The 25,923-nt window shown below is 60.2% G+C and carries 21 protein-coding genes and 1 riboswitch; of the genes, 14 read left to right on the top strand and 7 right to left on the bottom strand.

What is annotated here, in order from left to right; translation table 11 throughout:
• Positions 1-123 precede the first annotated feature (123 nt).
• A riboswitch (TPP riboswitch) is annotated at positions 124-228 on the top strand.
• A gap of 157 nt (positions 229-385) precedes the next feature.
• Both thiC and cytX read left to right on the top strand, forming a co-directional pair.
• The gene (thiC, locus tag ACP7B0_RS18795) at positions 386-2,275 is read left to right on the top strand and encodes a phosphomethylpyrimidine synthase ThiC (protein ID WP_426143072.1); all 1,890 of its coding nucleotides are present in this window, start codon (positions 386-388) and stop codon (positions 2,273-2,275) included.
• 139 nt (positions 2,276-2,414) lie between these two features.
• Positions 2,415-3,704: a putative hydroxymethylpyrimidine transporter CytX gene (gene cytX / locus ACP7B0_RS18790; RefSeq protein ID WP_426143071.1), complete on the top strand. Its 1,290-nt coding sequence runs from the start codon at positions 2,415-2,417 to the stop codon at positions 3,702-3,704.
• On the opposite strand, the gene ACP7B0_RS18785 is transcribed toward cytX, so the two are convergent.
• Positions 3,673-4,419 carry an RsiV family protein gene (locus ACP7B0_RS18785; RefSeq protein ID WP_426143070.1) on the bottom strand — a complete coding sequence of 249 codons (747 nt, stop codon included), beginning with the start codon at positions 4,417-4,419 and terminating at the stop codon, positions 3,673-3,675. The two genes, cytX and ACP7B0_RS18785, sit on opposite strands and share 32 nt — an antisense overlap.
• Before the next feature lie 219 nt (positions 4,420-4,638).
• On the opposite strand from ACP7B0_RS18785, the gene ACP7B0_RS18780 reads away from it, so the two are divergent.
• From ACP7B0_RS18780 to ACP7B0_RS18740, 9 genes are all read left to right on the top strand, one after another.
• Positions 4,639-5,256, top strand: a complete 618-nt coding sequence (locus tag ACP7B0_RS18780; RefSeq protein WP_426143068.1) for an NUDIX domain-containing protein — start codon at positions 4,639-4,641, stop codon at positions 5,254-5,256.
• Positions 5,247-5,699, top strand: a complete 453-nt coding sequence (locus ACP7B0_RS18775) for a DUF1249 domain-containing protein (protein WP_426143067.1) — start codon at positions 5,247-5,249, stop codon at positions 5,697-5,699. The genes ACP7B0_RS18780 and ACP7B0_RS18775 overlap by 10 nt, the downstream gene beginning before the upstream one ends.
• A gap of 102 nt (positions 5,700-5,801) precedes the next feature.
• Entirely contained in the window at positions 5,802-6,611 is an 810-nt protein-coding gene (cpdA, locus tag ACP7B0_RS18770; RefSeq protein WP_426143066.1) for a 3',5'-cyclic-AMP phosphodiesterase, read from the top strand.
• A 96-nt stretch (positions 6,612-6,707) separates the two neighbouring features.
• Positions 6,708-7,325 carry a YqiA/YcfP family alpha/beta fold hydrolase gene (locus tag ACP7B0_RS18765; RefSeq protein ID WP_426143065.1) on the top strand — a complete coding sequence of 206 codons (618 nt, stop codon included), beginning with the start codon at positions 6,708-6,710 and terminating at the stop codon, positions 7,323-7,325.
• Between the two features lie 147 nt (positions 7,326-7,472).
• A complete protein-coding gene (gene parE, locus ACP7B0_RS18760; RefSeq protein ID WP_426143064.1) occupies positions 7,473-9,377 on the top strand; it encodes a DNA topoisomerase IV subunit B in 1,905 nt (634 codons plus the stop codon).
• Complete coding sequence (locus ACP7B0_RS18755) at positions 9,377-10,354, top strand: esterase-like activity of phytase family protein (RefSeq protein WP_426143063.1); 978 nt, start codon at positions 9,377-9,379, stop codon at positions 10,352-10,354. The genes parE and ACP7B0_RS18755 overlap by 1 nt, the downstream gene beginning before the upstream one ends.
• A 38-nt stretch (positions 10,355-10,392) precedes the next feature.
• On the top strand, positions 10,393-10,872 hold the full coding sequence (locus tag ACP7B0_RS18750; RefSeq protein WP_426143102.1) for a retropepsin-like aspartic protease family protein: 480 nt from the start codon (positions 10,393-10,395) through the stop codon (positions 10,870-10,872).
• A 10-nt stretch (positions 10,873-10,882) separates the two neighbouring features.
• Complete coding sequence (parC, locus tag ACP7B0_RS18745) at positions 10,883-13,147, top strand: DNA topoisomerase IV subunit A (protein ID WP_426143061.1); 2,265 nt, start codon at positions 10,883-10,885, stop codon at positions 13,145-13,147.
• A 179-nt stretch (positions 13,148-13,326) separates the two neighbouring features.
• Positions 13,327-14,022 (top strand): PqiC family protein, encoded by a 696-nt coding sequence (locus ACP7B0_RS18740; protein ID WP_426143059.1) that lies wholly within the window; start codon positions 13,327-13,329, stop codon positions 14,020-14,022.
• A gap of 161 nt (positions 14,023-14,183) precedes the next feature.
• On the opposite strand, the gene ACP7B0_RS18735 is transcribed toward ACP7B0_RS18740, so the two are convergent.
• Entirely contained in the window at positions 14,184-15,725 is a 1,542-nt protein-coding gene (locus tag ACP7B0_RS18735) for a histidine kinase (RefSeq protein WP_426143058.1), read from the bottom strand.
• 130 nt (positions 15,726-15,855) lie between these two features.
• Between ACP7B0_RS18735 and serB the strand changes: the two genes are divergently transcribed.
• Positions 15,856-17,070 carry a phosphoserine phosphatase SerB gene (serB, locus tag ACP7B0_RS18730; protein WP_426143057.1) on the top strand — a complete coding sequence of 405 codons (1,215 nt, stop codon included), beginning with the start codon at positions 15,856-15,858 and terminating at the stop codon, positions 17,068-17,070.
• Positions 17,071-17,217: 147 nt separating this feature from the next.
• Here serB and ACP7B0_RS18725 read toward each other — a convergent pair whose 3' ends face one another.
• The 4 genes from ACP7B0_RS18725 to ACP7B0_RS18710 form a co-directional block, all read right to left on the bottom strand.
• On the bottom strand, positions 17,218-19,005 hold the full coding sequence (locus ACP7B0_RS18725) for a molecular chaperone (protein WP_426143056.1): 1,788 nt from the start codon (positions 19,003-19,005) through the stop codon (positions 17,218-17,220).
• A 239-nt stretch (positions 19,006-19,244) separates the two neighbouring features.
• The gene (gene asd, locus ACP7B0_RS18720) at positions 19,245-20,114 is read right to left on the bottom strand and encodes an archaetidylserine decarboxylase (protein WP_426143101.1); all 870 of its coding nucleotides are present in this window, start codon (positions 20,112-20,114) and stop codon (positions 19,245-19,247) included.
• 51 nt (positions 20,115-20,165) lie between these two features.
• Complete coding sequence (gene rhdA, locus ACP7B0_RS18715; protein ID WP_426143055.1) at positions 20,166-20,981, bottom strand: thiosulfate sulfurtransferase; 816 nt, start codon at positions 20,979-20,981, stop codon at positions 20,166-20,168.
• Positions 20,982-21,026: 45 nt separating this feature from the next.
• The gene (locus ACP7B0_RS18710; RefSeq protein ID WP_426143054.1) at positions 21,027-22,562 is read right to left on the bottom strand and encodes an HDOD domain-containing protein; all 1,536 of its coding nucleotides are present in this window, start codon (positions 22,560-22,562) and stop codon (positions 21,027-21,029) included.
• 211 nt (positions 22,563-22,773) lie between these two features.
• On the opposite strand from ACP7B0_RS18710, the gene motA reads away from it, so the two are divergent.
• A complete protein-coding gene (gene motA, locus ACP7B0_RS18705; RefSeq protein WP_426143053.1) occupies positions 22,774-23,625 on the top strand; it encodes a flagellar motor stator protein MotA in 852 nt (283 codons plus the stop codon).
• Between the two features lie 3 nt (positions 23,626-23,628).
• Entirely contained in the window at positions 23,629-24,729 is a 1,101-nt protein-coding gene (gene motB / locus ACP7B0_RS18700; protein ID WP_426143052.1) for a flagellar motor protein MotB, read from the top strand.
• A gap of 66 nt (positions 24,730-24,795) precedes the next feature.
• Here the strand turns inward: motB and rsgA are convergent, their stop codons facing one another.
• Positions 24,796-25,827: a small ribosomal subunit biogenesis GTPase RsgA gene (rsgA, locus tag ACP7B0_RS18695; protein WP_426143051.1), complete on the bottom strand. Its 1,032-nt coding sequence runs from the start codon at positions 25,825-25,827 to the stop codon at positions 24,796-24,798.
• Positions 25,828-25,923 lie beyond the last annotated feature (96 nt).

Here is a 25,923-nt window from a genome sequence, read left to right as displayed (position 1 = left end):
CGAGTCAAAACCAGCTTGCGAGTGTAGAGGTTGGCCCGGTTTGCAACAATCCGGTATATCGGCCATTTATCGAGCGCCTGAAAACGGGCTTGGTAATCCGGGCGCGTCCCGACTAGACTGGCAATGTTCTTGTCGGGGTGCCTTGCTAAGAGGCTGAGATCGGTTAATCCGGATCCCGTTGAACCTGATCAGGTTAGCGCCTGCGTAGGGAACAAGATTTCTCGTCTCCCGGCGAGTCCTCTTGAGTGTCGTCCGGGGTCGTTGGTTCATTAATGAGCCGCACTACCTTCGCTCGACATTCAGCACCGCGTCAGGTGCGTCTTCTTCGTTTTCAGGTTCGCTCCGACAATCAATCCGCCGCTGGATGATGTCTGGAGAGCCTGTGATGAGTACAACTACAAAAAACGCCGCCAATCTGAGTGAATCCGCCCAGGTCGATTCCGGATCGGTGCAGCCGTTTACCCGCTCGCAAAAAATCTACGTTCAGGGCTCACGCCCGGACATTCGCGTGCCCATGCGTGAAGTCCATCTGGATGTAACACCGACGGACTTCGGTGGCGAAATCAATGCCCCGGTGACGGTCTACGACACGTCCGGCCCGTACACCGACCCCAACGTGATCATCGACGTGCGCAAGGGCCTGGCCGACATTCGCTCGCCATGGATCGACTCGCGCAATGACACCGAGCGCTTGCCGGGCCTGAGTTCGAATTTCGGCCAGCAGCGCCTCGGCGATGCCGAACTGACCCGCCTGCGCTTTGCCCATGTGCGCAATCCGCGTCGGGCCAAGGCGGGTGCCAATGTCAGCCAGATGCACTATGCCCGTCAGGGCATCATTACTGCCGAGATGGAATACGTCGCCATCCGCGAAAACATGAAGCTGCAGGAGGCCCGCAGCGCTGGTCTGCTGGCTCAGCAACATCCCGGCCACAGTTTTGGCGCGAGTATTCCCAAGGAAATCACCGCCGAATTCGTCCGCGAAGAAATCGCCCGCGGCCGGGCGATCATCCCGGCCAACATCAACCACACCGAACTTGAGCCGATGATCATCGGCCGTAACTTTCTGGTGAAGATCAACGGCAACATTGGCAACAGCGCGCTGGGGTCTTCCATCGAAGAAGAAGTCGCCAAGCTGACCTGGGGGATTCGCTGGGGTTCGGACACGGTCATGGACTTGTCCACCGGCAAGCATATTCACGAAACCCGCGAATGGATCATTCGCAATTCGCCGGTGCCGATCGGGACTGTGCCGATCTATCAGGCCCTGGAAAAAGTCGGTGGCGCTGCAGAAGACCTGACGTGGGAGCTGTTCCGCGACACGCTGATCGAACAGGCCGAGCAAGGCGTGGATTACTTCACCATTCACGCGGGCGTGCTGCTGCGCTATGTGCCGCTGACGGCCAAGCGCGTGACCGGCATCGTCAGTCGCGGCGGTTCGATCATGGCCAAGTGGTGCCTGGCGCATCATCAGGAAAACTTCCTGTACACCCATTTCGAAGACATCTGCGAAATCATGAAGGCCTACGACGTCAGCTTCTCCCTGGGCGACGGCTTGCGTCCCGGTTCCATTGCCGACGCCAACGATGCCGCGCAATTCGGTGAGCTGGAAACCCTGGGCGAGCTGACCAAGATCGCCTGGAAGCACGACGTGCAGACCATGATCGAAGGCCCGGGCCACGTGCCGATGCAGCTGATCAAGGAGAACATGGACAAGCAACTGGAATGCTGTGACGAGGCACCGTTTTACACCCTCGGTCCGCTGACCACCGACATTGCACCGGGTTACGACCACATCACGTCGGGCATCGGCGCTGCCATGATCGGTTGGTTCGGTTGCGCCATGCTGTGTTACGTCACGCCCAAGGAACACCTGGGCCTGCCGAACAAGGATGACGTGAAGACCGGCATCATCACTTACAAGATCGCCGCTCACGCAGCCGACCTTGCCAAAGGCCACCCCGGCGCACAGATCCGCGATAACGCGCTGAGCAAGGCGCGGTTCGAGTTCCGCTGGGAAGACCAGTTCAACCTCGGCCTGGACCCGGACACCGCGCGCTCTTACCACGACGAAACCCTGCCCAAGGACTCGGCCAAAGTCGCGCATTTCTGCTCCATGTGCGGCCCGAAATTCTGCTCGATGAAAATCACCCAGGAAGTTCGTGAATACGCGGCCAACCAGAAAATCGACGCTGTCGATCTGGACGTGCAGGAAGGTCTGCGCGAACAGGCCGAGCGCTTCAAGCAGGAAGGCAGCCAGTTGTACAAGAAGGTTTAAAAACAATAACCAACCTGTTGGAGCGAGCGCACGGCGCTTCCGACTTGCCCGCGAATGAAGCAACACGGTTTGTCGGATAGACCGTGTCGTGGCCTTCGCGGGCAAGCCTCGCTCCAACGGAGCATTGCGAGACCACACCATGAACACCCCCGGCACCTATTCACCCGATACCCCCGTCCCCCAAGGCAAACGTGTCTTCGGCGGGCGTGACTTGTTTTCCCTGTGGTTCTCCCTTGGCATCGGCCTGATGGTCCTGCAAACCGGGGCCTTGCTGGCGCCGGGGCTGGGCATGTCCGGCTCGATGCTGGCGATTTTTCTGGGCACGCTGGTCGGCGTCCTGTTGCTGGCGGCGGTGGGGGTGATCGGCAGCGACACCGGCCTGTCGTCCATGGCGGCCCTCAAGCTCAGCCTGGGCAGCAAGGGCGCGTCGTTGCCGGCAGTGCTCAACCTGCTGCAACTGGTGGGTTGGGGCTCGTTCGAGATTATCGTCATGCGTGACGCCGCCAGTCTGCTGGGCACACGGGCCTTCGGTGAGGACAGTTTCTGGAACAGTCCGTTGTTGTGGACGTTATTCTTCGGCGCGCTGGCGACCCTGCTCGCCGTGAGCGGCCCGTTGACGTTCGTGCGTCAGGTGTTGCGCAAATGGGGGATCTGGTTGCTGCTGGCGTCCTGCGTCTGGCTGACCTGGAACCTGTTTGCCAAGGCTGATCTGTCGGCGCTCTGGTCCCGGGCGGGGGATGGCTCGCTGCCGTTCGCGCTGGGATTCGACATTGCTATCGCCATGCCGCTGTCGTGGCTGCCACTGATTGCCGACTATTCGCGCTTCGGCAAACGCGCGAAAAGCGTGTTTGGCGGCACGGCGCTGGGTTTCTTTATCGGTAACTTCTGGCTGATGAGCCTGGGCGTGGCCTACACCCTGGCGTTTGCGCCCAGTGGCGAGGTCAACGCGCTGTTGTTGGCATTGGCCGGGGCTGGCCTGGGGATTCCGCTGTTACTGATTTTGCTCGACGAGTCGGAAAACGCCTTTGCGGACATTCACTCGGCGGCGGTCTCCAGCGGGATGCTGCTGCGCTTGAAAGTCGAACATCTGGCCTTGGCCATTGGCGTGGTCTGCACGCTGATCGCCTGTTTCGCCCCGCTGGCGCAGTACCAGAACTTTCTATTACTGATTGGCTCGGTGTTCGCGCCGCTGTTTGGCGTGGTGCTGGTGGATCACTTCATTCTGCGAGGGCGCAGCAGCCAGGTATCGACGTCGGGCTTTCGCTGGCTGACGTTACTGGCCTGGCTGGGCGGGGTCAGCACGTATCACTTGCTGGCTAATCTGTATCCGGATGTGGGTGCAACACTGCCAGCGCTCATCGTCGCTGGCGTATTGCAATTGCTGTTGGGGAAAACCCTCAACCGCGACCGGGAAACAGTTCCGGCTTGAGAATCCCATTGAGCTGCGGATAAGGAATCTTCAGCTCGATGTGGCCCATGGAGTAGGGCGCGATGGTCGTCACCGGATACTTGAGGATCACTGCGCCGTAGGTCAGGGCAATATTCGGCGTTTTCTTGAACGGCCAGGTCTGCATGAACTCGGCGTCCTGGTTCATCTTGGTCGACAACAACCAGCCTTGATGAGCCAGTTCGGCTTTCTGCCAGAACTCGTTTTCCTTGCCGGGAATAACCATGTCGGCCAGGGTCAACACCCGCTGCTGGGGCCGCGAATAGTTGATGAACGCACGGCCCGGTTCGCCGTGGGCGCCGCCACCGTCGAGATAGCTCGACAGTTCGATCACCACGATACCGTCATGCTGCTCGCGTACCTTGGCCTGCAAATAGCTGGCGCTGCGGCCTTGGGCGTCGCGCAGGAATTGCTCCTGATACGCTTTGAGCGTGGGTGCCACGGGGCCGCCGGAATCGGTGCGCGTCAGTTGCAGCAGCGTTTTCTGCACGATGGCATCGAGTTTGGGCTCGTCCGCGAAATGCACGGTATCGATGTTGACCAGTGGGCAATCAGCCGTGGTGCAGCCGGGCTTGATCAGTTCCGAAGCATCGCGCTGGACTTGCAGCGGAGCACGGTAGTTCGGTTGGAACAGACTCTGGCAAGCGCCCAGCATCAGGGCCAGGCAGGCCAGAGAAGCGATCCTCAGTAACGACATGTTGATCCTTTTCAGTGGCAATTAAGGCAATTACGTTGTTCGTATGCAGGCTGGTTGGACTGCAAACAGGCGCGTCGGTTCGCCGCCTGGCGGATTAGAGTTTGTTTCGCTATCGCCCGTCTACCCTGCATATTCAAGACCGCATCAACGTGGCTTGTGCTCAGGCGGCAACAGACTCTAGGATGACGCGAAGCCAAGATGTCCCGAAGCGAGAAATGTATGACTGAATCGACCCGATCAACCCCGACAGCTTATGAAATCACACAGCGCGAAAAGTGCTTCCAGGGTTTTTATCGCCTGGACAAACTGCACCTTCGCCATGAGCTGTTCGCTGGCGGCATGGGTAAGGAAATCAGTCGCGAGCTTTTCGTGCGTCACGATGCCGTTTGCGTCTTGCCTTATGACCCCAAGCGCGACGAAGTGGTCTTGATCGAGCAGTTCCGGGTGGGCGCCGTCGAGAAAACCCCGAATCCCTGGCTGATCGAACTGGTGGCCGGCCTGATCGACAAGGATGAGCAGCCGGAAGAAGTTGCCCACCGCGAGGCGCAAGAGGAAGCCGGGCTGGTATTCAGCGCACTGTGGCCCATCACTAAATACTTTCCTTCCCCCGGTGGCAGCAACGAGTTCGTGCACCTTTATATGGGGCGTTGCGAAAGTGAGGCCGCGGGAGGGTTGCACGGGCTGGAAGAAGAGGGCGAAGATATTCGTGTCACGGTCTGGGCGTTTGACGATGCACTGCAAGCCGTGCGCGACGGGAAAATTCTCAATGCACCGACGATCATTGCATTGCAATGGCTGGCGCTGAACCGTGCCGAAGTCAGGGGGTTATGGTCGTGAATCTGATGCGCGAGCGCTACCGAGTTGACCTTGCCGGGCTGCAAGCCGCCTGCGAGGCCAACTACGCGCGCTTGATGCGTTTGCTACCGGACATGCGCAACGAGCAACGCTCACGGCGCGTGGCCGTGACCCAGGGCGACCAGATGCTGGGCGTACTGGCGGTTGAAGTGCTGCTCGATTGCCCGTACACCACGACCTTGCAGGTGCGTCAGGAACACAGCCTGCCGTGGTTGCCGGTGCCGAAACTCGAAGTACAGGTCTACCACGACGCCCGCATGGCCGAAGTCATCGGCGCCGAACACGCCCGACGCTTTCGTGGCATCTATCCCTACCCCAACGCCGACATGCACCAACCCGACGAAAAAGCCCAGCTCAACCTGTTTCTGGGTGAATGGCTAAGCCATTGCCTGGCGTGTGGGCATGAGTTTGAAGCGGTACGTTGAGCGATGCCTGCACATTTGTGATTCAGGCCCGTCTTTCGGGTTTACCCGCCCCCCGAGTCGCCACCATAATCTCGCTGAACCCGCCCCAAGGAGACGGTCCCATTGCCGCGCTCAACCGATAACAGTTCTTCGGTCCTGATGGTCCAGCTGTCCGACAGCCATTTGTTCGCCTCGGCCCAGGGCACATTGCTGGGCATGAACACCCGTGACAGTCTGCAAAAAGTCATTGAATGCGTATTGGCTGAACAGCCTCATGTTGATTTGCTGGTTGCCAGTGGCGATGTCTCGCAGGATGGCAGCGTTGAGTCCTACGAGGCGTTTCGCCAATTAAGCGGGCAGATTCAGGCTTCCCAGCGTTGGTTTCCCGGCAACCACGATGAATCGCTGGAGATGAGGCAGGCCGCGCAACATAGCGATTTGCTTGATCCGGTCATTGATGTCGGTGCCTGGCGTGTCACGTTGCTGGATTCGTCGGTGCAGGGCTCGGTGCCCGGTTTCTTGCGCGACAGCCAATTGCAGTTGCTGGAGCAGTCCTTGAGCGCAGCTCCCGACCGGCATCATCTGATTTGCCTGCATCACAACCCGGTGCCCATCGGCTGCGCCTGGATGGATCCGATCGGTCTGCGCAATCCGGACGCGTTGTTTGCGGTGCTGGAGCGCTTCCCCTGGGCGCGTGCCGTGCTCTGGGGGCACGTGCATCAGGAGTACGATCAACAGCGTGGTGATGTGCGGTTGTTGGCTTCACCGTCAACCTGTATCCAGTTCGCGCCGGGCAGCACGGATTTCAAGGTGGACAGTGCCTTGCCGGGTTATCGCTGGTTACGTCTGCACGACGATGGACGACTTGAAACCGGGGTTTCCCGTGTGGTCGGCATGGCCTTCGAGGTGGACTACGGGGGCGAGGGTTATTGATGATTTCATCCGCACACATCTGTGGGCGAGTCTTCTGGCGTCAGTCCCTGTAAACTGCACGGCTTTGCACGGGCCAGTGTTCCGGGAGGGGACGACGTGAGCAGCGAAAAACCCACACTGTTGTACATCCACGGCCTGAACAGTTCGGCCCAGTCGAAGAAAGCCAGCCAATTGATCGGCCTGATGCACTCTCTTGGGCTTAGCGAGCAGCTGCGCGTTCCCGAACTGCACCATCACCCGCGTGAAGCCATGCTCCAGCTGGAATCCGCCGTTGAAGCGCTGGGGCGGCCGCTGCTGGTCGGCAGCTCGCTCGGCGGCTACTATGCGACTCACCTGGCGCAGCGCCATGGCCTGAAAGCGGTGCTGATCAACCCGGCGGTCAATCCACACCAGCTGTTCGACGGGTTTCTCGGCACTCAGCAGAACCTGTATACCGGCGAGACCTGGGAGTTGACTCACGATCACGTGCTGGCCTTGGGCGAACTGGAAGTTCCGGCGCCTCGGGATCCGCAGCGTATTCAGGTATGGCTGCAAACGGGCGATGAAACCCTGGATTATCGCCGTGCCGAGTCATTCTATCGGGCTTGCGCGTTGCGCATTCAGGCCGGTGGCGACCACAGTTATCAGGGGTTTTCCACACAGTTGCCAGCGTTGTTGAGTTTTGCCGGGTTCGCGCCTGAATTGCTGCAGGCGATTGATGTTTCGATGCTGTGACCGGATTCATGACTTTACCGTGGGACCGGCTTCAGCCGGGAAGGCTGTGTTCCAGGCACTGCTGTTACAGGGATATGACGGCCTCTTCCCGACTAAAGCCGGTTCCACAGCGACCGAAATTTAATGCACAACTGATGACGAGACCCCATGGCCACTCCCAGCGCTAGCTCTTATAACGCCGACGCCATCGAAGTCCTCTCGGGCCTCGACCCGGTTCGCAAGCGACCGGGCATGTACACCGATACCTCGCGGCCGAACCACCTCGCCCAGGAAGTTATCGACAACAGTGTCGACGAAGCCCTGGCGGGTCATGCCAAGTCGGTGCAGGTCATCCTGCACGCCGATAACTCGCTGGAAGTGTCCGATGACGGACGCGGCATGCCGGTGGACATTCACCCGGAAGAGGGCGTGTCCGGTGTCGAACTGATCCTCACCAAGCTTCACGCGGGCGGCAAGTTTTCCAACAAGAACTACCAGTTCTCCGGCGGCCTGCACGGCGTGGGTATTTCAGTGGTCAACGCGCTGTCGACCTTGGTCAAGGTTCGGGTCAAGCGTGATGGCAACGAATACGAAATGACCTTTGCCGACGGCTATAAAGCGTCGGAACTGGCCGTGGTCGGCACTGTTGGCAAGCGTAACACCGGCACCAGCGTGTATTTCTCGCCGGACCCCAAGTATTTCGACACGCCAAAATTCTCGGTCAGTCGCCTCAAGCATGTGCTCAAGGCCAAGGCCGTGCTGTGCCCGGGCCTGCTGGTCAGCTTCGAAGACAAAGCCACCGGCGAGAAAGTCGAATGGCATTACGAAGACGGCTTGCGTTCCTACCTGCAGGATTCGGTCAGCGATTTCCTGCGTCTGCCGGACGAGCCGTTCTGCGGCAGTTTTGCCGGTAATAAAGAAGCCGTCGACTGGGCCTTGCTGTGGTTGCCCGAAGGTGGCGACAGCGTTCAGGAAAGCTACGTCAACCTGATCCCGACGCAACAGGGCGGTACGCACGTCAACGGCTTGCGTCAGGGCCTGCTGGATGCGATGCGCGAGTTCTGCGAATACCGCAACTTGCTGCCGCGCGGCGTAAAGCTGGCCCCGGAAGACGTCTGGGAGCGTATCGCGTTCGTGCTGTCGATGAAGATGCAGGAGCCGCAATTCTCCGGCCAGACCAAGGAGCGGCTGTCTTCCCGTGAGGCGGCGGCGTTTGTCTCCGGTGTGGTCAAGGATGCGTTCAGCCTGTGGCTCAACGCCAACTCCGAGCTGGGTGTGCAACTGGCCGAGCTGGCGATCAACAACGCCGGCCGCCGTCTCAAGGCCAGCAAGAAGGTTGAACGCAAACGCATTACCCAGGGGCCGGCGCTGCCGGGCAAGCTGGCGGACTGCGCCGGGCAGGACCCGATGCGATCCGAGCTGTTCCTGGTGGAAGGTGACTCCGCAGGCGGTTCGGCCAAGCAGGCGCGGGACAAGGAATTTCAGGCAATTCTGCCGTTGCGCGGCAAGATTCTGAACACCTGGGAAGTGGACGGCGGCGAAGTGCTGGCCAGCCAGGAAGTGCATAACATTGCCGTCGCCATCGGTGTCGATCCGGGGGCGGCGGACATGAGCCAGTTGCGCTACGGCAAGATCTGCATCCTCGCCGATGCCGACTCCGACGGTCTGCACATCGCCACCTTGCTTTGCGCGCTGTTCGTCCAGCACTTCCGGCCGCTGGTGGATGCGGGTCACGTGTACGTGGCCATGCCGCCGCTGTACCGCATCGACCTGGGCAAGGACATTTATTACGCGCTGGATGAAGCCGAGCGTGACGGGATTCTGGATCGTCTGGTTGCCGAGAAAAAACGCGGCAAGCCGCAGGTCACGCGATTCAAAGGCCTGGGTGAAATGAACCCGCCACAGTTGCGCGAAACCACCATGGACCCGAACACCCGCCGTCTGGTCCAGTTGACGCTGGATGATTTCGAAGCGACCTCGGAAATGATGGACATGCTGCTGGCCAAGAAGCGCGCCGGTGACCGCAAGTCCTGGCTCGAATCCAAAGGGAATCTGGCTGAGGTGCTGACTTGATGCGAGGCTGGCTCGCCGGCCTGCTGTTGGTCGCTGCACCGGCTTTTTCGGCCCCGCAGGAAGAGCTGACGCTGGTTTCCGAGCATCCGGTCGATGGCATGGTCGGCGGTAACCTGTCCGGTCTGGCGTTTTGTGGCGACCGGTTGTGGACGGTTTCCGATCGCGATGATGACGTGCTGTACAGCCTGGATACCTCCGACACCGTCTGGAAAGCTCAAGCGAATGCGATCCGGGTTCCACCGCTGCCGGAAAGCTACTTGCCGGAAAAACTGCAATCACTGGCCAGGTTGTCCGGGCTGGTCCGCGGCGGCAATCTGGACTTCGAAGGCGTGAGCTGTGACGCGGCGGGCAATCGCTATGTGGTCAGCGAAGCCTTTGCCCTGGTCCTCAAAGTGCCGGTGGAGGGCGCGCCCGTCTGGCTGGATTTACCGGCTGCGCTGGTGGAACAGGCTCGCGCCAAGGGCATGCTGCAACACTTCAATGGCATCTTCGAGGGCATTGCGATCAATCCTGCTGGCGACCGTTTGTGGTTGGCTGCGGAGCGTGAGCAGCGCGGTTTGCTGGTGGTCAGTCGTCAAGGTGACACCTGGCAATGCCAGGGCAGTTGCGTGTTACGCGCCGAACCGGGCAGGGAAGCACTCCCGAAACAAGTCGGCGGCAAGTCGGTTTTCCGGGACTTTTCCGATCTGTCACTGTTCGACGGCAAGCTGTATGCGCTGGAGCGATCAGCGTATCGGATATGTCGACGCGCGCTGGAAACCGGCAAGACCGAGCGCTGCTGGTCGTTTGCCAGGGAAGCGCTGCAACCCAACCGTCTTTATCGTCAGAGTTACGGCCTGACCGAAGCGTTGGTGGTGGATGAAACCGGCGCGTGGGTCGGCACGGACAACAATTTTGGCGAGCGTGCCGATGGCGAAAAACGACCGGTGGTCTGGCGATTCGCTGCCCCCCAAGGCGGCTGGGGCGTGAAGCCGTGAGCGATCAACCGCCCGGCAAGCGTGCGGGCAAGGTGCTGATGCTGCTGGCGTGGGGCGCGGGACTGTTTTTGGCGACCCGTTATTTTGGCGAGTGGGAACAGCGTCAGGAAAATCCTAACGTGGTGGTCACTTCGCAACACGGTGACGGTTATATCGAAGTGCTGCTGGTGGGCAATCGCCAGGGGCATTTCGTCAGCACGGGCATGATAAATGGTCGTACCGTGCAGTTCTTGCTGGATACCGGCGCCACGGATGTCGCCATTCCCGGTGAGGTGGCCGATACCTTGCAACTGTCACGAGGCGCGCCGGTTGTGGTGAGTACCGCAAACGGGCGCACCGAGGGCTATCGAACTTCGCTGGAACGCCTGCAGATTGGCGATATCGTTCTGCACAACGTGCGCGCCCTGGTGGTGCCCGGGCTGGACGGTCAACAGGTGCTGCTGGGCATGAGCGCTATGAAACAACTCGAATTCACCCAGCGTGGCGGCAACATGCTGCTGCGCCAGACGACGAAATAATGAGGCACGCATGAGCGATTCCCTTGACCTCAGCCTGGATGGCGTAGAACGCCGATCACTGGCTGACTTCACCGAACAGGCCTACCTCAACTACTCCATGTACGTGATCATGGACCGCGCTTTGCCGCATATCGGCGACGGCCTCAAGCCTGTACAGCGGCGCATCATCTACGCCATGAGCGAGCTGGGCCTGGACGCTGACTCCAAGCACAAGAAGTCCGCGCGTACCGTGGGTGACGTGCTCGGCAAGTTCCACCCTCACGGCGACTCGGCCTGCTATGAAGCCATGGTGCTGATGGCCCAGCCGTTCAGCTATCGCTACACGCTGGTGGACGGGCAGGGTAACTGGGGTGCGCCGGATGATCCCAAGTCCTTTGCCGCGATGCGTTACACCGAAGCGCGGCTGTCGCGCTATTCCGAAGTGCTGCTCAGTGAACTGGGCCAGGGCACGGCGGACTGGGTGCCGAACTTCGACGGCACCTTGAACGAGCCAGCGGTGTTGCCGGCCCGTTTGCCGAATATTCTGCTCAACGGCACCACCGGCATCGCGGTCGGCATGGCCACCGACGTGCCGCCGCATAACCTGCGGGAAGTCGCCACCGCCTGCGTGCGTTTGCTGGATGAGCCCAAGGCGACAGTGGCCGAGCTGTGCGAGCACATTCTTGGCCCGGATTATCCGACCGAGGCGGAAATCATCACGCCCCGCGCCGACTTGCTGAAGATGTATGAAACCGGCAAAGGCTCGGTGCGCATGCGCGCCGTTTACCACATTGAAGATGGCGACATCGTCGTCACGTCGCTGCCCCACCAGGTGTCGGGCGCCAAGGTTATCGAGCAGATCGCCGGGCTGATGCAGGCCAAGCCCTCCAAGGCACCTCAGGTTGCCGACCTGCGGGACGAGTCCGATCACGAAAACCCGTGCCGCCTGGTGATCATCCCGGTCAACAGCCGCGTGGACCATGAAGCGCTGATGCAGCACCTGTTTGCCACCACGGATCTGGAATCCAGCTACCGGGTCAACATCAACATCATTGGCCTGGACGGCAAGCCACAGCTGAAAAACCTGCGTGCCCTGCTGGTGGAATGGCTGGAGTTCCGCACCAATACCGTCCGCCGCCGCCTGCAGTTCCGCCTCGACAAGGTCGATCGTCGCCTGCACCTGTTGGACGGTTTGCTGATTGCTTACCTCAATCTGGATGAAGTGATTCATATCATCCGCACGGAGGAACACCCCCGTGCCCGCTTGATCGAGCGCTTCGAACTCAGCGAAATCCAGGCCGATTACATCCTCGATACCCGCTTGCGTCAGTTGGCACGCCTCGAAGAAATGAAGCTGCGCAACGAGCAGGATGAGTTGAACAAGGAGCGCACCAAGCTGATGGCGTTGCTGGGCAGCGAAGCCAAGCTCAAGAAGCTGGTGCGCAGTGAGCTGATCAAGGACGCCGAAACCTATGGCGACGACCGTCGCTCGCCGATTGTCGAGCGTGCCGAAGCCAAGGCATTGACCGAGCACGACTTGCTGCCCAACGAGAAAGTGACCGTAGTCCTGTCGGAAAAAGGCTGGGTGCGTTCGGCCAAGGGCCATGACATTGATGCCACCGGACTTTCCTACAAGGCCGGAGATGGATTCCTGACTGCCGCCGCAGGCCGTTCCAATCAGTACGCGGTATTTATCGACTCCACCGGGCGCAGCTATTCCCTCCCGGCTCATACGTTGCCGTCGGCGCGGGGTCAGGGCGAGCCGTTGACCGGCAAGCTGCAGCCGCCGCCGGGCGCGACATTCGAGTGTGTATTGCTGCCCGAAGATGACGCGCTGTATGTGATCGCCTCGGATGCCGGTTACGGTTTCGTGGTGAAGGGTGAGGATCTGCAGGCCAAGAACAAGGCAGGCAAGGCGCTGCTGAGTCTGCCTGCCGGCGCGAAAGTCATCCTGCCGCGTCCGGTGCCGGATCGTGAGCACAACCTGCTGGCCGCCGTGACCACCGAGGGGCGACTGCTGATCTTCAAGATCAGCGATTTGCCACAGCTGGGCAAAGGCAAGGGCAACAAGATCATTGGTATTCCGGGCGACCGGGTCGCCAGTCGCGAAGAGTACGTGACCGATCTGGCGGTGATTGCGCAAGGTGCCACGCTGGTGTTGCAGGCGGGTAAACGCACGCTTTCCCTCAAACCTGACGATCTTGAACATTACAAGGGCGAGCGCGGGCGCAGGGGTAATAAGCTGCCAAGGGGCTTCCAGCGCGTCGATGCGTTATTGGTGGAAAACGCCGGATAATCCTGGTTTAGAGCTATTGGCGTTCGTTTTGCCATAAAGATCGCCGCATAATCGCTGGAGTCATGGCGCATATTCACGGATGATATGACGTCTTGTGGCATCGGCGTGGCTGAATGCCTTCATGATTTTTGTGAGTACTGCACTGTGGTGCGCCTGACGGCCGCCACCTGGATGGGACGATGAATTTTTTACGCCTTCCCTTTGTTTTATTGATGACCGGCGTTTTGGGTCTGGCGGGTTGCAGTACGCATCAGCCGACCGCGCTGTATCAACTGGACAGTGGTACACCTGGACAACCTACCCGCAGCACTGGACTGGCTGTTTTGCTGGGCCCAGTGACAGTAGCCGATTATCTGCAACGCGAAACGCTGTTGCAGCGTCAGCCCGACGGCAGCCTGACGGCGTCTCGGGATGGACGCTGGGCTGGCAGTCTGTCTTCGGACATTGATCAACTGTTGCTGCGCCAATTGGCCTGGAAACTGGACAGTCAGCGCGTTTTACTCGCGCCAGCGGTGGCCGACTTCACGCCTGACGTTCAGGTGGTGCTGTCTATCACCCGTCTGGACTCCGGTGCCGAGCAACCCGCAATCCTGGATGCCCAATGGCGCTTGCTGGACCGCAAAGGACAGGTTCGCGACAGCCGGATCGTCCATTTGCAGGAATTGCATGCCGGGACCTCGGCGGATCAGGTCCGGGCGCAGGGTGTTCTGTTGCAGCGTCTGGCCGATCAGTTGAGTTCGGCGATGAAACCTATTGCCTGGCAGCCGGTTGCACCGCCCAAGAAAGCCCCGGTTGCCCGCGCCAAAGAGCCTGAAAAACCCAAGATGCCCATGGCATTGCCAATCCGTACCGATCTGGAAGTGTTCCGCTTCTGATCGGTGGAATAAAAAAACCCGCAGAAATGCGGGTTTTTTTATGCTTTCGATTTGATGTCGGACTTGGTCGGAATGGTCGACCCCGTTGGAGCGAGGCTTGCCCGCGAAGGCGTCATCTCAGGCGATAACGCAGGCAAGCCTCGTCCCGACGAACCCCTCCGTCAGGCCTTGCGGGTCTCGTGCATGCGTGACAGTTGGCGTTCAAGCATGGACGGGTAGGGCTCCATCAGACGTTCAACGCAGCATGCGCCTTCCGGGCTGGCAATCGGGCGGATGCGGGCGCGTTGGCGGATCAGGGCGTCGTCGTTGATCTTGCGTTCAACCAGCAGCAGGTTACGGCTGTGCTGGGAAAGCGCCAGGGCATCCTGTGCTGTTTCAGTGAGCAGCAGATCAATCTGGCTCAAGCCGGACAAGCCTTCACCCAGGGTCAGGCCCAGTTGCAATTGCAAGGTGATGCCGCTGTCTGCGACTTCGATCTGCAAGGCATGACTCAAGGCGCGCAGCAACTCGCCACAGCAAATGGCGTTGGTGAGGTAGTCGTCGCCGCTTTCTTCGCTGTGGAACAGCATCAGCGTGCTGCCGTCATTGAGCGTGTGCAACTCGCCTTCATACAGCGAGGAGGCTTGATCGAGGCAGTCGCGGTAGCGTTGCAGCAGATCGGTCAGACGCGCCCGTGGCAGACGACGCAGTTGATCCTGGGAACCCAGTTGCACGGCCAGCACGGCACTTGGCTGCGGGGTGCTCGCGGGGGCCGAAACCCTGGTGGTCGCAGGCGCGGTACTGTCGCGCAGGTCGGCAAAAGGATCGTCTTCATCCTCTTCATCTTCCTCGGCGACCAGTCGGCGCTGCAAGGGCGGAGCGGGCAGGCGGGGTTTTGGCGTTTCATCGAAGCCGGGTTCACTCAGATTACGGACCTTCAAGGCAGGCTCGCTTTCTTCGTCCTGCTCCAGATCGGGTTCGTCTTCTTCATGGGCGTATTCGGGTTCGGGCTCAGGCTCGGGTTCCGGCATGGGGGGCGCGAACGAGGTACGTAGCTGGCGCGCCAGATCGCCGACTTCGTCCTGGCGTTCTACCGCCGGGGTGTACGGATCGATGTCCCGCAGCCAGACGCGCAATTGCAGCAGTGGCGTGGAAATGTTGCGACCCAGGCGCAAGCTCAAGGCCAGTGCCAGGGCCAGCAGGATCCCGGCAAGAATACCCATGCTTTGCAGGCTGATGGTCATGGGCTGCCGGAACTGGCTCATGTCCAGGCTGAGGCGCAAATGCCCGGCCATCACGTCCTGAAAGGTGATCTTGATTTCATACAGGCCTTCGGCTTCGCCCAGCAACCCGTTTTTCGGGCGTTGGCCGGCTTCGGCAAGGATGCGGTTGTCTACGCTGTAGATGGCGGCATGGGCCACAAGCGGGTTCTTCACCAGATTACCCAGCAGCACGTTGAGGCTGAGGATGTCGTTGGACACCAGCAGCTCAGTGGCGGACGTTGCCGTTTGGGTGATAAGCGCCTGACCAAGCGCATCGGCCTGCTCATGCATGGCCTGCTTGAATTGCAAACCCATCACGCCGGCGTAAATCACCAGCGCCAAGGCGACGAGGATCACGTTATGGCTGGCAATACGCAAAGCTATCGGGACACGGCGGTGGCGCAGTGCACGGAAGATAAGCAGGAAGAAATTATCGGATTTAACAGGCGTGGGCCGGTTCACAGAGCACGGCTCTTTCGGTGAAGTTGCCGCGCAGTATAACGACCGACCCAACAGCGGCAAAGCGTTGCCTGTGCCCGATGGTCACTGAAAGTGGTTAGAATGCGGTTTTTTTCCACTGCTGGGGTGCGCCTTGCGCGAAATCGTCCTGATTAACATCACAGGTGAAGACCGTCCGGGTCTCACGGCTGCCATCACCGGCGTGCTCGCCCAAGGCGGGGTGAACATTCTCGATATCGGTCAGGCGGTGATCCACGACACGCTGTCGTTCGGCATCCTGGTCGAGATTCCCGGCACCGGGCAAGGTTCTTCGGTGCTCAAGGACATCCTGTTCACGGCTTACAAGCTTGATCAGCAGGTACGCTTCACGGCCGTGTCCGAAGAGGATTACCAGCACTGGGTCGACGGGCAGGGCAAGGCGCGGCATATCGTGACGCTGCTGACCCGTAAGGTCACCGCCGAGCAATTGCAGCGCGTCAGCGCCATCACCGCCAAATACGGATTGAACATCGACCAGATCGATCGCCTCTCCGGTCGCATGCCTCTGGACACCCCGGCCGACAAGGGCAAGGGCTGCATCGAGTTTTCGGTGCGTGGCGAGCCGGCCGATCCGAAGGCGATGCAGGCTGAGTTCCTCAGCGTTGCCCAGGATCTGAATGTTGATATCGCCTTCCAGCAGGATTCCCTGTTCCGACGCAATCGGCGTCTGGCGGTGTTCGATATGGATTCGACCCTGATCGAAGCCGAAGTCATCGACGAACTGGCCAAGGCCCACGGCGTGGGTGAGCAGGTGTCGGAAATCACTGAGCGCGCCATGCGTGGCGAACTGGATTTCCGCGCCAGCTTCAAGGAACGTCTGGCCCTGCTCAAAGGGCTGGATGTCAGTGTACTGGATGAGATCGGCGCGTCGTTGCGTCTGACCGAGGGGGCTGAAACCCTGTTCGCGGAACTCAAGCGCCTGGGCTACAAGACGGCCATTCTGTCCGGCGGCTTCACCTACTTCGCCCGGCAACTGCAAGCGAAGCTGGGCATCGACTACGTGTTCGCCAACGAGCTGGAAGTGGTTGACGGCAAATGCACCGGCAATGCCATAGAGCCCATTGTCGATGCGCAGCGCAAGGCCGACCTGCTGCGTGAGCTGGCGATCAAGGAAGGCTTGAGCCTGGAGCAGACGATTGCCGTGGGCGACGGTGCCAATGATTTGCCGATGCTGGCCATTGCTGGCCTCGGGGTGGCGTTCCGCGCCAAGCCGTTGGTCAAGCAGTCAGCCAAACAGGCGATTTCAACGCTGGGCCTGGACGGGATTCTGTACCTGCTGGGTTTCCGGGATCGGGATGGGCGTAACTGAAACCTTTTAGAGGCGAGCGCTAATCTCATTGGCGCGGGCGGGCAGCGTTCCGGCTTGCCCGCGAATCAGTCGCCTCGGTGGTTCAGTTCCACGGCGTTATCGTTTTTCGCGGGCAAGCCTCGCTCCTACAGGTTTTTGCTCGCGGGCCTACAGCGACGACCACAACGAATCGAATTCCTGGTCCGGTTTGGGCTTGTCGTCTTCGGTCTGCGTCGGTGCCTCGAAGGTCTCGTATTCGAACTGGTTGTAGCTGCCGCTGCTGGCGCGTCGGTTATTGAGGATGCCGCCACGTTCCTTGCCTGCAATATTGATCATGACGCTGTGCCCTTCCTGAAAAGGCAGGCGCGGCGCCAGGATCGTCGCGGGCTGTTCGACGGCGCGTACTTCCGGCAGCAGTAACGAACGCATATAAGGGCTGTTCTGGCCGGGTCGGGTCACCTGCAAGCCGCAGGGCTGCGCGAAGGGCGCGATCAGTTCTATCCCCATTTGCGTACCACCGCTGCGCACCTGCCTCACCCAGCGCACGACCGCGATGCTCCAGCCCTGGCAAGCGTCGTCCTGAATACCCACCAATTCGCCGGCCTGTAATTGCGGCGGGACCTCTTTGGGCCACGCCAGGCAGTAGCCGCCAGGGCTGTGATTGACGATTTGCAGGTCGTAGGTCGGGAACGTCTGCTGCGAATTGGACGCTGCTTCGCCGCCCTCGGCTTCGCTTTGCTGATATTGGATTTCTTCGAAAGGCAGCAGCACCGACGAGGTGTTGCCGCGCTGAGTGTCAAAAGCGCTGGCCCATGGATCGTCAGATTTATCGTTGGCCAGTTCCAGCTTGAATTCCGCCGCTTTGCTTACGACAGGCAGCTGCAACATTTCGCTGAACGAGCGCTGGCCGCCCAGGTAATAGTGCAGCGCACTCATGCCGATGCACAGATTGAGTGTTCCCTGGCCCGGCGTGCGCTGGAACGTGCGCTCAGCCACATCACCCCACGCAGCCGCCAGATGCTGCATCAGATCGGTGGTGAAGCCATGGGGAACCAGCAGGGGCAGCTTCGAGCGCTGTTCGGCAGGCGTTTCCAGGTAGCGGGTGATCATGGCCGCCAGCGCCTGGGTGTGTACGCCCACCAGTTGCGCAAGCTGTTGTTCGGTGAACAGCGAGGTGTAGAGCGGCGGCCGGTCCTGATCGGGAGCCAGTGCGAACAAGCTGTTCTCGTCAGACGGAACCTGCAGGCGGACCAGCGAGCTCCAGGCATCCAGGACCTCGGCGAGGCGTCCGATATTGAGCTGGCGCATCTGGTTGCAGCGCGAACAACCCATCAACAGGGCGACGATGTAGGTTTGCTCGACGCTTAACGTTTTAACGTTGATGCCCAGGTCATCGCTCACGGGGATCAGATGCAACTGATGCTCGCGGGCAATCTGATAGATCCTGTGCATCTCCAGCCACAGACCTTCCTGAACCGGGCAGTACAACTGGCTGGCGCGAATCAGTGGGCCATTAAGGCAATGCAGTGCCCGTTGCAGCGCAGTGCTCAGCAGCGGGATGCGATCCTTGGTCAGCCGCGTCGCCACGCGCTGGATGATCAGCTTGTAACCGACGGCGAGATGGTTTTGCAGGGCCTGGCAGAGGTTGGCGACCTTGCGCGGACGCTCGTCGAGGACAATCGCCTGATTGAGGAAGTGCCGCTCCAGGTGCTTGCAGACGAAAAACACCTCGGGCCGCAGCAATTCGAGCATCTGCAGGCGGTTTTCGCTGGGGGTCAGTAATTGATTGAGTTCGCTCAGCCCCTGATAAAGCTGGCGCGCCATCTCGCCCAGATTGGCTTTGGGGAGGGTGGCGATCCAGCGCTTCAGATCGCGAGGGGTTGCTTCACAGAACGTCAGGCTCGACTGCGTCGGCGTGGGAACACGCAACAACACCGGGAGGCTCGAAATACTCATGTGACAGGCAAACTCCAACTGCTTACTGGCCCGAACGGCGGCATTTGACTCACGCAGAAATAACACTTGCTGACGAACGTTGTGCTGTTTGCATCAATAAAGGCGAAGTTTTCTGCAGCGCCGCAACAACGACTTTACCCGCATCGGTCCCCTCCAGTCCCGGCCCGCGCCCTACGAATGTGAAAAAAAGCAGAGCCGCTTCCCTTCGCCACCGTTCAGTACGGGCCGCGCTTTCATGCTCAGGCCTGGACAGGTGATGCCAGCATTTCACCCATTTTGACGGGTGATCCCGCAGCGAGTTCCTCGGCCCATTTGACCTGGTGGGGACCAAACAGAACGATAGCCGTGGACCCCAGTTTGAAGCGGCCCATTTCTGCGCCTTTTTCCAGGTGGATCGGCGCGCGAGCGGCTTCATCGTAGCGCACCGTCTTCAGCTCGCGCTTGGGCGGTGTGACCAGCCCGGCCCATACGGTTTCGATCGACGCGACGATCATTGCGCCAACCAGCACCAGCGCCATCGGTCCGCGCTCGGTGTCGAACAGGCAGACAACGCGCTCATTGCGGGCAAACAGTTCAGGGACGTTCTCGGCGGTGGTCTGGTTGACCGAGAAGATCCTGCCCGGCACGTAAACCATTTCGCGCAATGTGCCAGCCAACGGCATGTGGACCCGGTGATAATCCTTGGGCGACAGGTAAACGGTCGCGAACTCGCCACCCATGAAGGGCGCGGACAGGCGGGCATCGCCACCCAGCAGTTCAAGCACGCTGAAGCTGTGGCCCTTGGCCTGGAAGATCCGGCCGTGATCAATCGGCCCCAGCTGGCTGATCGCACCGTCGGCCGGGCAAAGAATCGCGTCCGGTGTGGCGTCCAGCGGGCGGGCGTCGGGCTTCAATGCGCGAGTGAAGAACGCGTTGAAGTGCTCGTAAGCCGTGAGATCTTCCACCTGCGCCTGAGACATGTCGACCTGATAGCGGCGGGCAAACCACGCCGTAAACGCATTCTTGAACCAGCGCACGCGACATTCGGCGACGCAGCCAGCCAGGCGGGACAGCAAGTGGTGGGGCAATAAATACTGGCTGAAAATAAACAGACGCTTTTTCATTGAAATTCCTAAAACGATAAATGTGTGCTGAGCGTCATCGTGAAGACTGTCTCGCTGTCAGCGTTCCACCGGGGTGTCCGGGTGGTTGCCCCATTCGCCCCATGAGCCGGCATAGCCTTTGACTCGCGGATAACCCAGCGCCTTGGCCACCAGATAGGTGAAGCCGGAGCGGTGGTGGGTCTGGCAGTGGGTGATGACTTCTTTGTCGGCGGTGATACCCAGGCTGTCGAGGATGTCGGCAATGTCCTCGCGGATGCGCAGATTGCGTGCGGGGTCCATGCCTGCGGTCCACTCGAAATTGATGGCACCGGGGATATGGCCAGCCTTGGCTGCCAGGACTTTTTCACCCGAGTACTCCGTGGACCCGCGAGCATCCCAGATGGCCAGATCGGCCGCGCCGAGCCGGCTTTGCAGGTATTCGCGGGTAGCGGTCGGTTCGTCGTGCAGGGTCAGGGGAACGGGTTGGCCAGCAGAAGGCGGGACGTCGGTTGAAAGCCGCAAGCCATCAGCCTGCCAGGCGAGAAGGCCACCGTTGAGGTAGTGATAGCGAGTGTGGCCGATTACATCCAGTAACCAAATAAACCGGCCGGCCCAGCCACCGCCTTCGTCGTCATAGACCACGTAGACCGCATCCGGGTTATGGCCCAACTCGCCGAACAGCGCCTGGAGTTGCGCGTGTTCCGGCAACAGGCCCGGAGCCGGAGGCTGGCCCAGTTGCGTGCGCTTGGGGTCGACAAAGCGTGCGCCGGGGAGGTGTCCGGCGTCGTACCGGGCACTGCTGGTCAGGTCGACGAGGATCAGCTCGGGCGCGTCGAGGCGTGCCAGCAGGTCGCTGGGCTCGATGACCAGGGGCAGGCTAGAGAAGACAGACATGTGCAGCCTCCAGTGTCGAAAAAGAGGCGAATTGTAGCCCAGCTGTCAGGCTTTGCGACTACTAAAGCTGGTCATCGCCCGCTCGATGCATTGGCAGGTTTTTCCAAAGGCTTGGACGGATATCTCCGAAAGCGGCCCGCCGCCCTGATCCGCGAAGACCAGCATCACGACTTTGCCGTTACTGCTCAGGGAGCGAATCAGCCAGTGCTGGCCGTTGAACAGGCCTTTTATGCTGCCCGGCAGCAAGGCAGAAAACTGATCAATGTTGGCCGGAGTCATGCGCAATTGCGTCGGTTGCGCGAGCAGGCGTTGCAGCACCGTGCTTTCTTTTATATAGAGCACGGTCCCGGCGGCTTCCTTCTGGAGGCCGCCGATCTGATGAACCCGCAGCATGGTGGCGGTCTTGTCCGTCATCATCAGCATGACACGCTGCATCCCGCAGGACAGCAAGGCGTCACGGGCCGCCGTGGTCAGGTGCATGGCGTTATTGAACGGGCTGGGCTCGATCAGCAGCTCGGCACATTGTTTGCGCCACACCTGCAGGGCCTCGGTGGACGGTGGCGCGGCAGGCAGTGTGCCGCGATGGACGCGTCGGGCATCCCACGGCCAGAGTAACGCTTCGGCCGGATGCCATATTTCCGGTGCGGCGTGGTGGCGGGCGCTGGTGACGGCGTTCTGGTGTACCTGCTGTTGAACGCTGGACAGGGGTTGCTGCAAGTACAAGCTGGTCAGGAGTTCCCAGCGCAGGCAATGCGGGCTGTCCCAGGCGTGTTGAGCCGACAGCGCCAGGCCGTTGCCCAGCAGCACCGTATTGGCCGGTTGATTCAGCCAGCGATGCAAATGCACGTCTGCGTCCATGAGTTGCTGCTGAAGCAGCGGGTCATCGTTTTTACGCGCAATGCGCATGGCTTTGACCAACTGGCGTCGATCCTTGATCAACAGCCGATAACCCAGCGTGACCCACAACGGCAGATTCCACAGTTCAGCCAGGGCGGTGCACAACTCCAGCAAACTGACACCGAACAGCTGCTTTTCAACCTCGCGGGAAGACTCGCCCTGATGAATGACGCGCATTTCCCACTCATCGAGCAGCTTGGGATGAGCGAGCGCCATCGGCCATAACGGTGACAAAAACAGCAGGCTGCCCAAATGAATGTCATGCCATAGACGCGCCAGGCGCCCGGCGAATAGACCGTTGGCCTGTTGGGTGGCGTGCAGGCTGACCAACAGCAACTGGCGAAAGGCTGTCGGGATTTCAGCGGCTTCCAGCGTGGGCAGGCGGTTGAGCAGCACTTCCGTGCGCGCCAGGCCGAGACGGCTGATCGCCACTTCAAGACTTTCGGCGGGCTCGGTGAGTCGGGAGGTCGGGTGGTTGGCTTCGCGCATGACACTGAGTACCAGCGTCGGGCTGTCCTGAATCATATCGGCGATGTCGCGCAACGAGCGACGACTGTCGTTGAGCGCCGCCCGGACTTGCTTATGGTTGGCCGCAGGCACTGGCAGTACGACGCCATCAAGCTGCTTGACCCAGGCGTCGAGGGTCTTGGGAACGGGGAGCGGTGTCGAAATTTCTGGAGGCATGTATCAGGCCTGTACGACTGGATATTTTAGGCAGTATGGACTGCGATATTTAAGGATTGGACAATTGCGCTGTAGACCACCGTTCACGGCCCGACTGGCTTTTCGTCATGGTGGGCTATAGTCTGGCTCACATAGGCCGATAAGTAGAAGAAGAGTTTCAAGAACTTGCGCTCCATGCCCCTGAATCCGACTTGGTAAGTAGTTTCTACCTATGGCTAAAATTATCGGCATCATTGTCGTTTTCGCGAGCGTGCTCAGCGGATACGTGCTGTCCCACGGCCAGATTGCCGCACTGATCCAACCTTTCGAGGTCCTGATCATCGGCGGTGCTGCTTTTGGTGCATTCCTGCAGGCCAACCCTGGCTACATGACCATGCACGTGATCAAGAAGTCGCTGAAGATGTTCGGCACGCGCTTCACTCACGCCTACTACCTTGAAGTCCTGGGCCTGGTGTACGAGATCCTCAACAAGAGCCGTCGCGAAGGGATGATGGCGATTGAGGGGGATATCGAGGACGCCGCGGCCAGCCCGATCTTCGCCAAATACCCTGGCATACTCAAAGATGAACGCATGACGGCGTACATCTGTGATTATCTGCGCATCATGTCGTCCGGCAACATGGCTCCCCACGAGCTGGAAGGCTTGTTCGACATGGAACTGCAAAGCATCAAGGAAGAGCTGGGCCATCCTTCTCACGCCATTACGGGTATTGCCGACGGTATGCCCGGTTTCGGTATCGTCGCGGCGGTACTGGGCATCGTGGTCACCATGGCTTCGTTGGGCGACGGCGACAACGCTGCCATCGGCAAACACGTAGGTGCGGCACTGGTGGGTACATTCTTCGGTATTCTCGCCGCGTACGGTTTCTTCGGCCCTTTGGCGACGTCCCTGGCCCATGATGCCAAGGAAGAACTGAACGTCTACGAAGCCATCAAGGCGTCCCTCGTGGCTTCCGCCTCCGGCATGCCACCGTCGCTGGCCGTCGAGTTCGGGCGCAAGGTGCTGTACCCGGCGCACCGGCCCAGCTTCAGTGAGCTGGAGCAAGCGGTTCGCGGTCGCTAAGCCATGGAAAACAATCAGCCGATAATCATCAAGCGCGTCAAGCGCTATGAAGGCGGACACCACGGTGGGGCATGGAAAATCGCCTTCGCCGACTTCGCCACCGCGATGATGGCGTTCTTTCTGGTATTGTGGTTGATGACGACCGCGACGCCGGAGCAGCTTCTGGCCGTTGCGGGTTACTTCAAGGACCCGGTCGGGTTCTCTGAAAGTGGTTCGCCCTACGTGATTGATCTGGGCGGTTCGCCGGAGATGTCGCCGGACCGCACGCTTAACCCCGAGGTCAAATCCACGCCAACCCCTGACACAGTGCCGATTGAATCCGACACGGCTGAAGCCAAGGACGATGCGCTGGAGCAGGAGCGTCTGGAGTTGCTGCTGCAAGAGTTGCAGAACAAGGTCAACGAAAATCCGCAATTGCAGAAATTCAAGGATCAGATCCATTTCGAGATCACGCAGGACGGCTTGCGCATCCAGATCACGGATGCCGAGAATCGGCCCATGTTCGATCTGGGCAGTGCGCGCCTGAAGCCTTATTTCGAAGACATCCTGCTGGCCATGGCGGACACCATCAAGGCGGTACCCAACAGGATCAGCATCAGCGGTCACACCGACGCGAAGCCTTTTGCGGGCAGTGGCGACTTCGGCAACTGGGAGCTTTCGGCGAATCGGGCCAACGCGGCGCGTCGTGCGCTGACGGCGGGTGGGTACCCTGAGAACCAGGTTGCCCGGGTTGTCGGTTATGCGTCATCGGCCTTGTACGACCGCGATAATCCGCAAAACCCGATCAATCGCCGCATCGACATCATCGTGATGACTAAAAAGGCCCAACAGCGTCTTGAAGGCAGCGATGGTTCAGGAGGGGGGAATCCTCCAGCGGCTCCCGATAGCAAAGCTCGACCTGCTGCTGCGCCTGCTGCTCCAACTCCAACTCCAACTCCAACTCCAACTCCAACTCCAACTCCAACTCCAGCTGCGGTGCCGGGTGCGTCAGCCGTGCCACCGCCTACGCCCGCTCCCCAGACTTACGTCCAGCCTCGTGAGCTGCGGCAGAAGCTGAACATTTTTGAAAATGGCACGCTGAAGCTGGACGAGACGACTAACTAGCGAATGCAAGGGGCAAGCGGTGCGCCGCTTGCTCCTATTCCACGCATTGACGCGGGTATCACCGAATCAGTAGCTGCTTTCAGGCAGGCTGGCGATGATCGAGCGATAGCTGTTCATGCGCTGCTGCTGTACGCGGCCTTCTTCCAGGGCGATAAGCAGGGCGCAGCCCGGCTCGCGGTCGTGCTTGCAGTCGCGAAAGCGGCACGTGCCAATCAATTGATTGAACTCGATAAAGCCCGCTTCGACATCGGCGCGACTTACGTGGCCCAGGCCAAACTCGCGAATCCCCGGGGAGTCGATCAAGTCGCCGCCACGCGGGAAGTGGAACAGACGCGCGGTGGTGGTGGTGTGCGTGCCCTGGCCGGACAGCTCGGACAATGGCCCGACGCGGGTGTCGACTTCCGGCAGCAGGCTGTTGACCAGGGAAGACTTGCCCACGCCCGACTGGCCGACAAACACGCTGATGTGCCCGTCCAGTTGGGTTTGCAGCTGTTGCATGCCATCGCCTTGATGCGCCGACACTTCCAGCACCGGGTAACCCAGCGTGCGGTAAACCTCCAGCAGCGCATTCAGCGCGGGCGCGTTCTGCTCGTCGATGAGGTCGAATTTGTTCAGCAGCAACAGCGGACGAATACCCGCGTGCTCGGCTGCGACCAGATAACGGTCGATCAGGTTGGCATGGGGTTCGGGCATGGGCGCAAACACAATCACGATCAAATCGACGTTGGCCGCCACAGGCTTGAGCTGCCCGCGGCTGTCTGGACGGCACAGCTCGGTGGTGCGGGGGAGCTGGGCAACGATAACGCCAATGCCCTGATTGCCGGCACGCCAGACGACGCGGTCGCCGGTCACCAGTGCAGGCAGGTTGGCGCGCAAATGACAGCGGAAGACTTGTCCGCTCAGATCGCCTTCCTGCGCTTCGACTTCAACCTGAATGCCGAAGTGCGCGATCACCAGACCGGTCTGCTCGGGGCCTAAATCGCCGCCCTCAAGGGTTTCCAGGGTCAGTGACTCACGTTTGGCGACGCGTGCAGCGCGCTCGCCCTGAATTTTTTCGATGCGCCAGTTCTGACGACGATTGAGTTGGCGTTTGGCCATGGGTGTTCCGAGTAGATAAAGCAGCTGAAAGATAAAGGCGTTGGAGTCTAGCATGCCGCTGTGAGCTAAACTGCGCGCCTATGCTGAGGAGCCGAC

This window comes from Pseudomonas sp. DWP3-1-2 (assembly GCF_049896285.1).
Lineage (GTDB): Bacteria > Pseudomonadota > Gammaproteobacteria > Pseudomonadales > Pseudomonadaceae > Aquipseudomonas.
Note: the sequence above shows the minus strand (reverse complement) of the source record. Positions and strands in the feature narration are given on the sequence as shown.

Excerpts from the sequence above, each read along its gene's own strand:
- parC (WP_426143061.1), top strand. The coding sequence starts at position 10,883 with ATGAGCGATTCCCTTGACCTCAGCCTGGATGGCGTAGAACGCCGATCA.
- motB (WP_426143052.1), top strand. The coding sequence starts at position 23,629 with ATGGAAAACAATCAGCCGATAATCATCAAGCGCGTCAAGCGCTATGAA.
- thiC (WP_426143072.1), top strand. The coding sequence starts at position 386 with ATGAGTACAACTACAAAAAACGCCGCCAATCTGAGTGAATCCGCCCAG.
- ACP7B0_RS18725 (WP_426143056.1), bottom strand. The coding sequence starts at position 19,005 with ATGAGTATTTCGAGCCTCCCGGTGTTGTTGCGTGTTCCCACGCCGACG.
- ACP7B0_RS18750 (WP_426143102.1), top strand. The coding sequence starts at position 10,393 with ATGCTGCTGGCGTGGGGCGCGGGACTGTTTTTGGCGACCCGTTATTTT.
- ACP7B0_RS18740 (WP_426143059.1), top strand. The coding sequence starts at position 13,327 with ATGAATTTTTTACGCCTTCCCTTTGTTTTATTGATGACCGGCGTTTTG.
- parE (WP_426143064.1), top strand. The coding sequence starts at position 7,473 with ATGGCCACTCCCAGCGCTAGCTCTTATAACGCCGACGCCATCGAAGTC.
- ACP7B0_RS18785 (WP_426143070.1), bottom strand. The coding sequence starts at position 4,419 with ATGTCGTTACTGAGGATCGCTTCTCTGGCCTGCCTGGCCCTGATGCTG.
- ACP7B0_RS18775 (WP_426143067.1), top strand. The coding sequence starts at position 5,247 with ATGGTCGTGAATCTGATGCGCGAGCGCTACCGAGTTGACCTTGCCGGG.
- cytX (WP_426143071.1), top strand. The coding sequence starts at position 2,415 with ATGAACACCCCCGGCACCTATTCACCCGATACCCCCGTCCCCCAAGGC.
- rsgA (WP_426143051.1), bottom strand. The coding sequence starts at position 25,827 with ATGGCCAAACGCCAACTCAATCGTCGTCAGAACTGGCGCATCGAAAAA.
- ACP7B0_RS18710 (WP_426143054.1), bottom strand. The coding sequence starts at position 22,562 with ATGCCTCCAGAAATTTCGACACCGCTCCCCGTTCCCAAGACCCTCGAC.
- motA (WP_426143053.1), top strand. The coding sequence starts at position 22,774 with ATGGCTAAAATTATCGGCATCATTGTCGTTTTCGCGAGCGTGCTCAGC.
- ACP7B0_RS18780 (WP_426143068.1), top strand. The coding sequence starts at position 4,639 with ATGACTGAATCGACCCGATCAACCCCGACAGCTTATGAAATCACACAG.
- rhdA (WP_426143055.1), bottom strand. The coding sequence starts at position 20,981 with ATGTCTGTCTTCTCTAGCCTGCCCCTGGTCATCGAGCCCAGCGACCTG.
- ACP7B0_RS18755 (WP_426143063.1), top strand. The coding sequence starts at position 9,377 with ATGCGAGGCTGGCTCGCCGGCCTGCTGTTGGTCGCTGCACCGGCTTTT.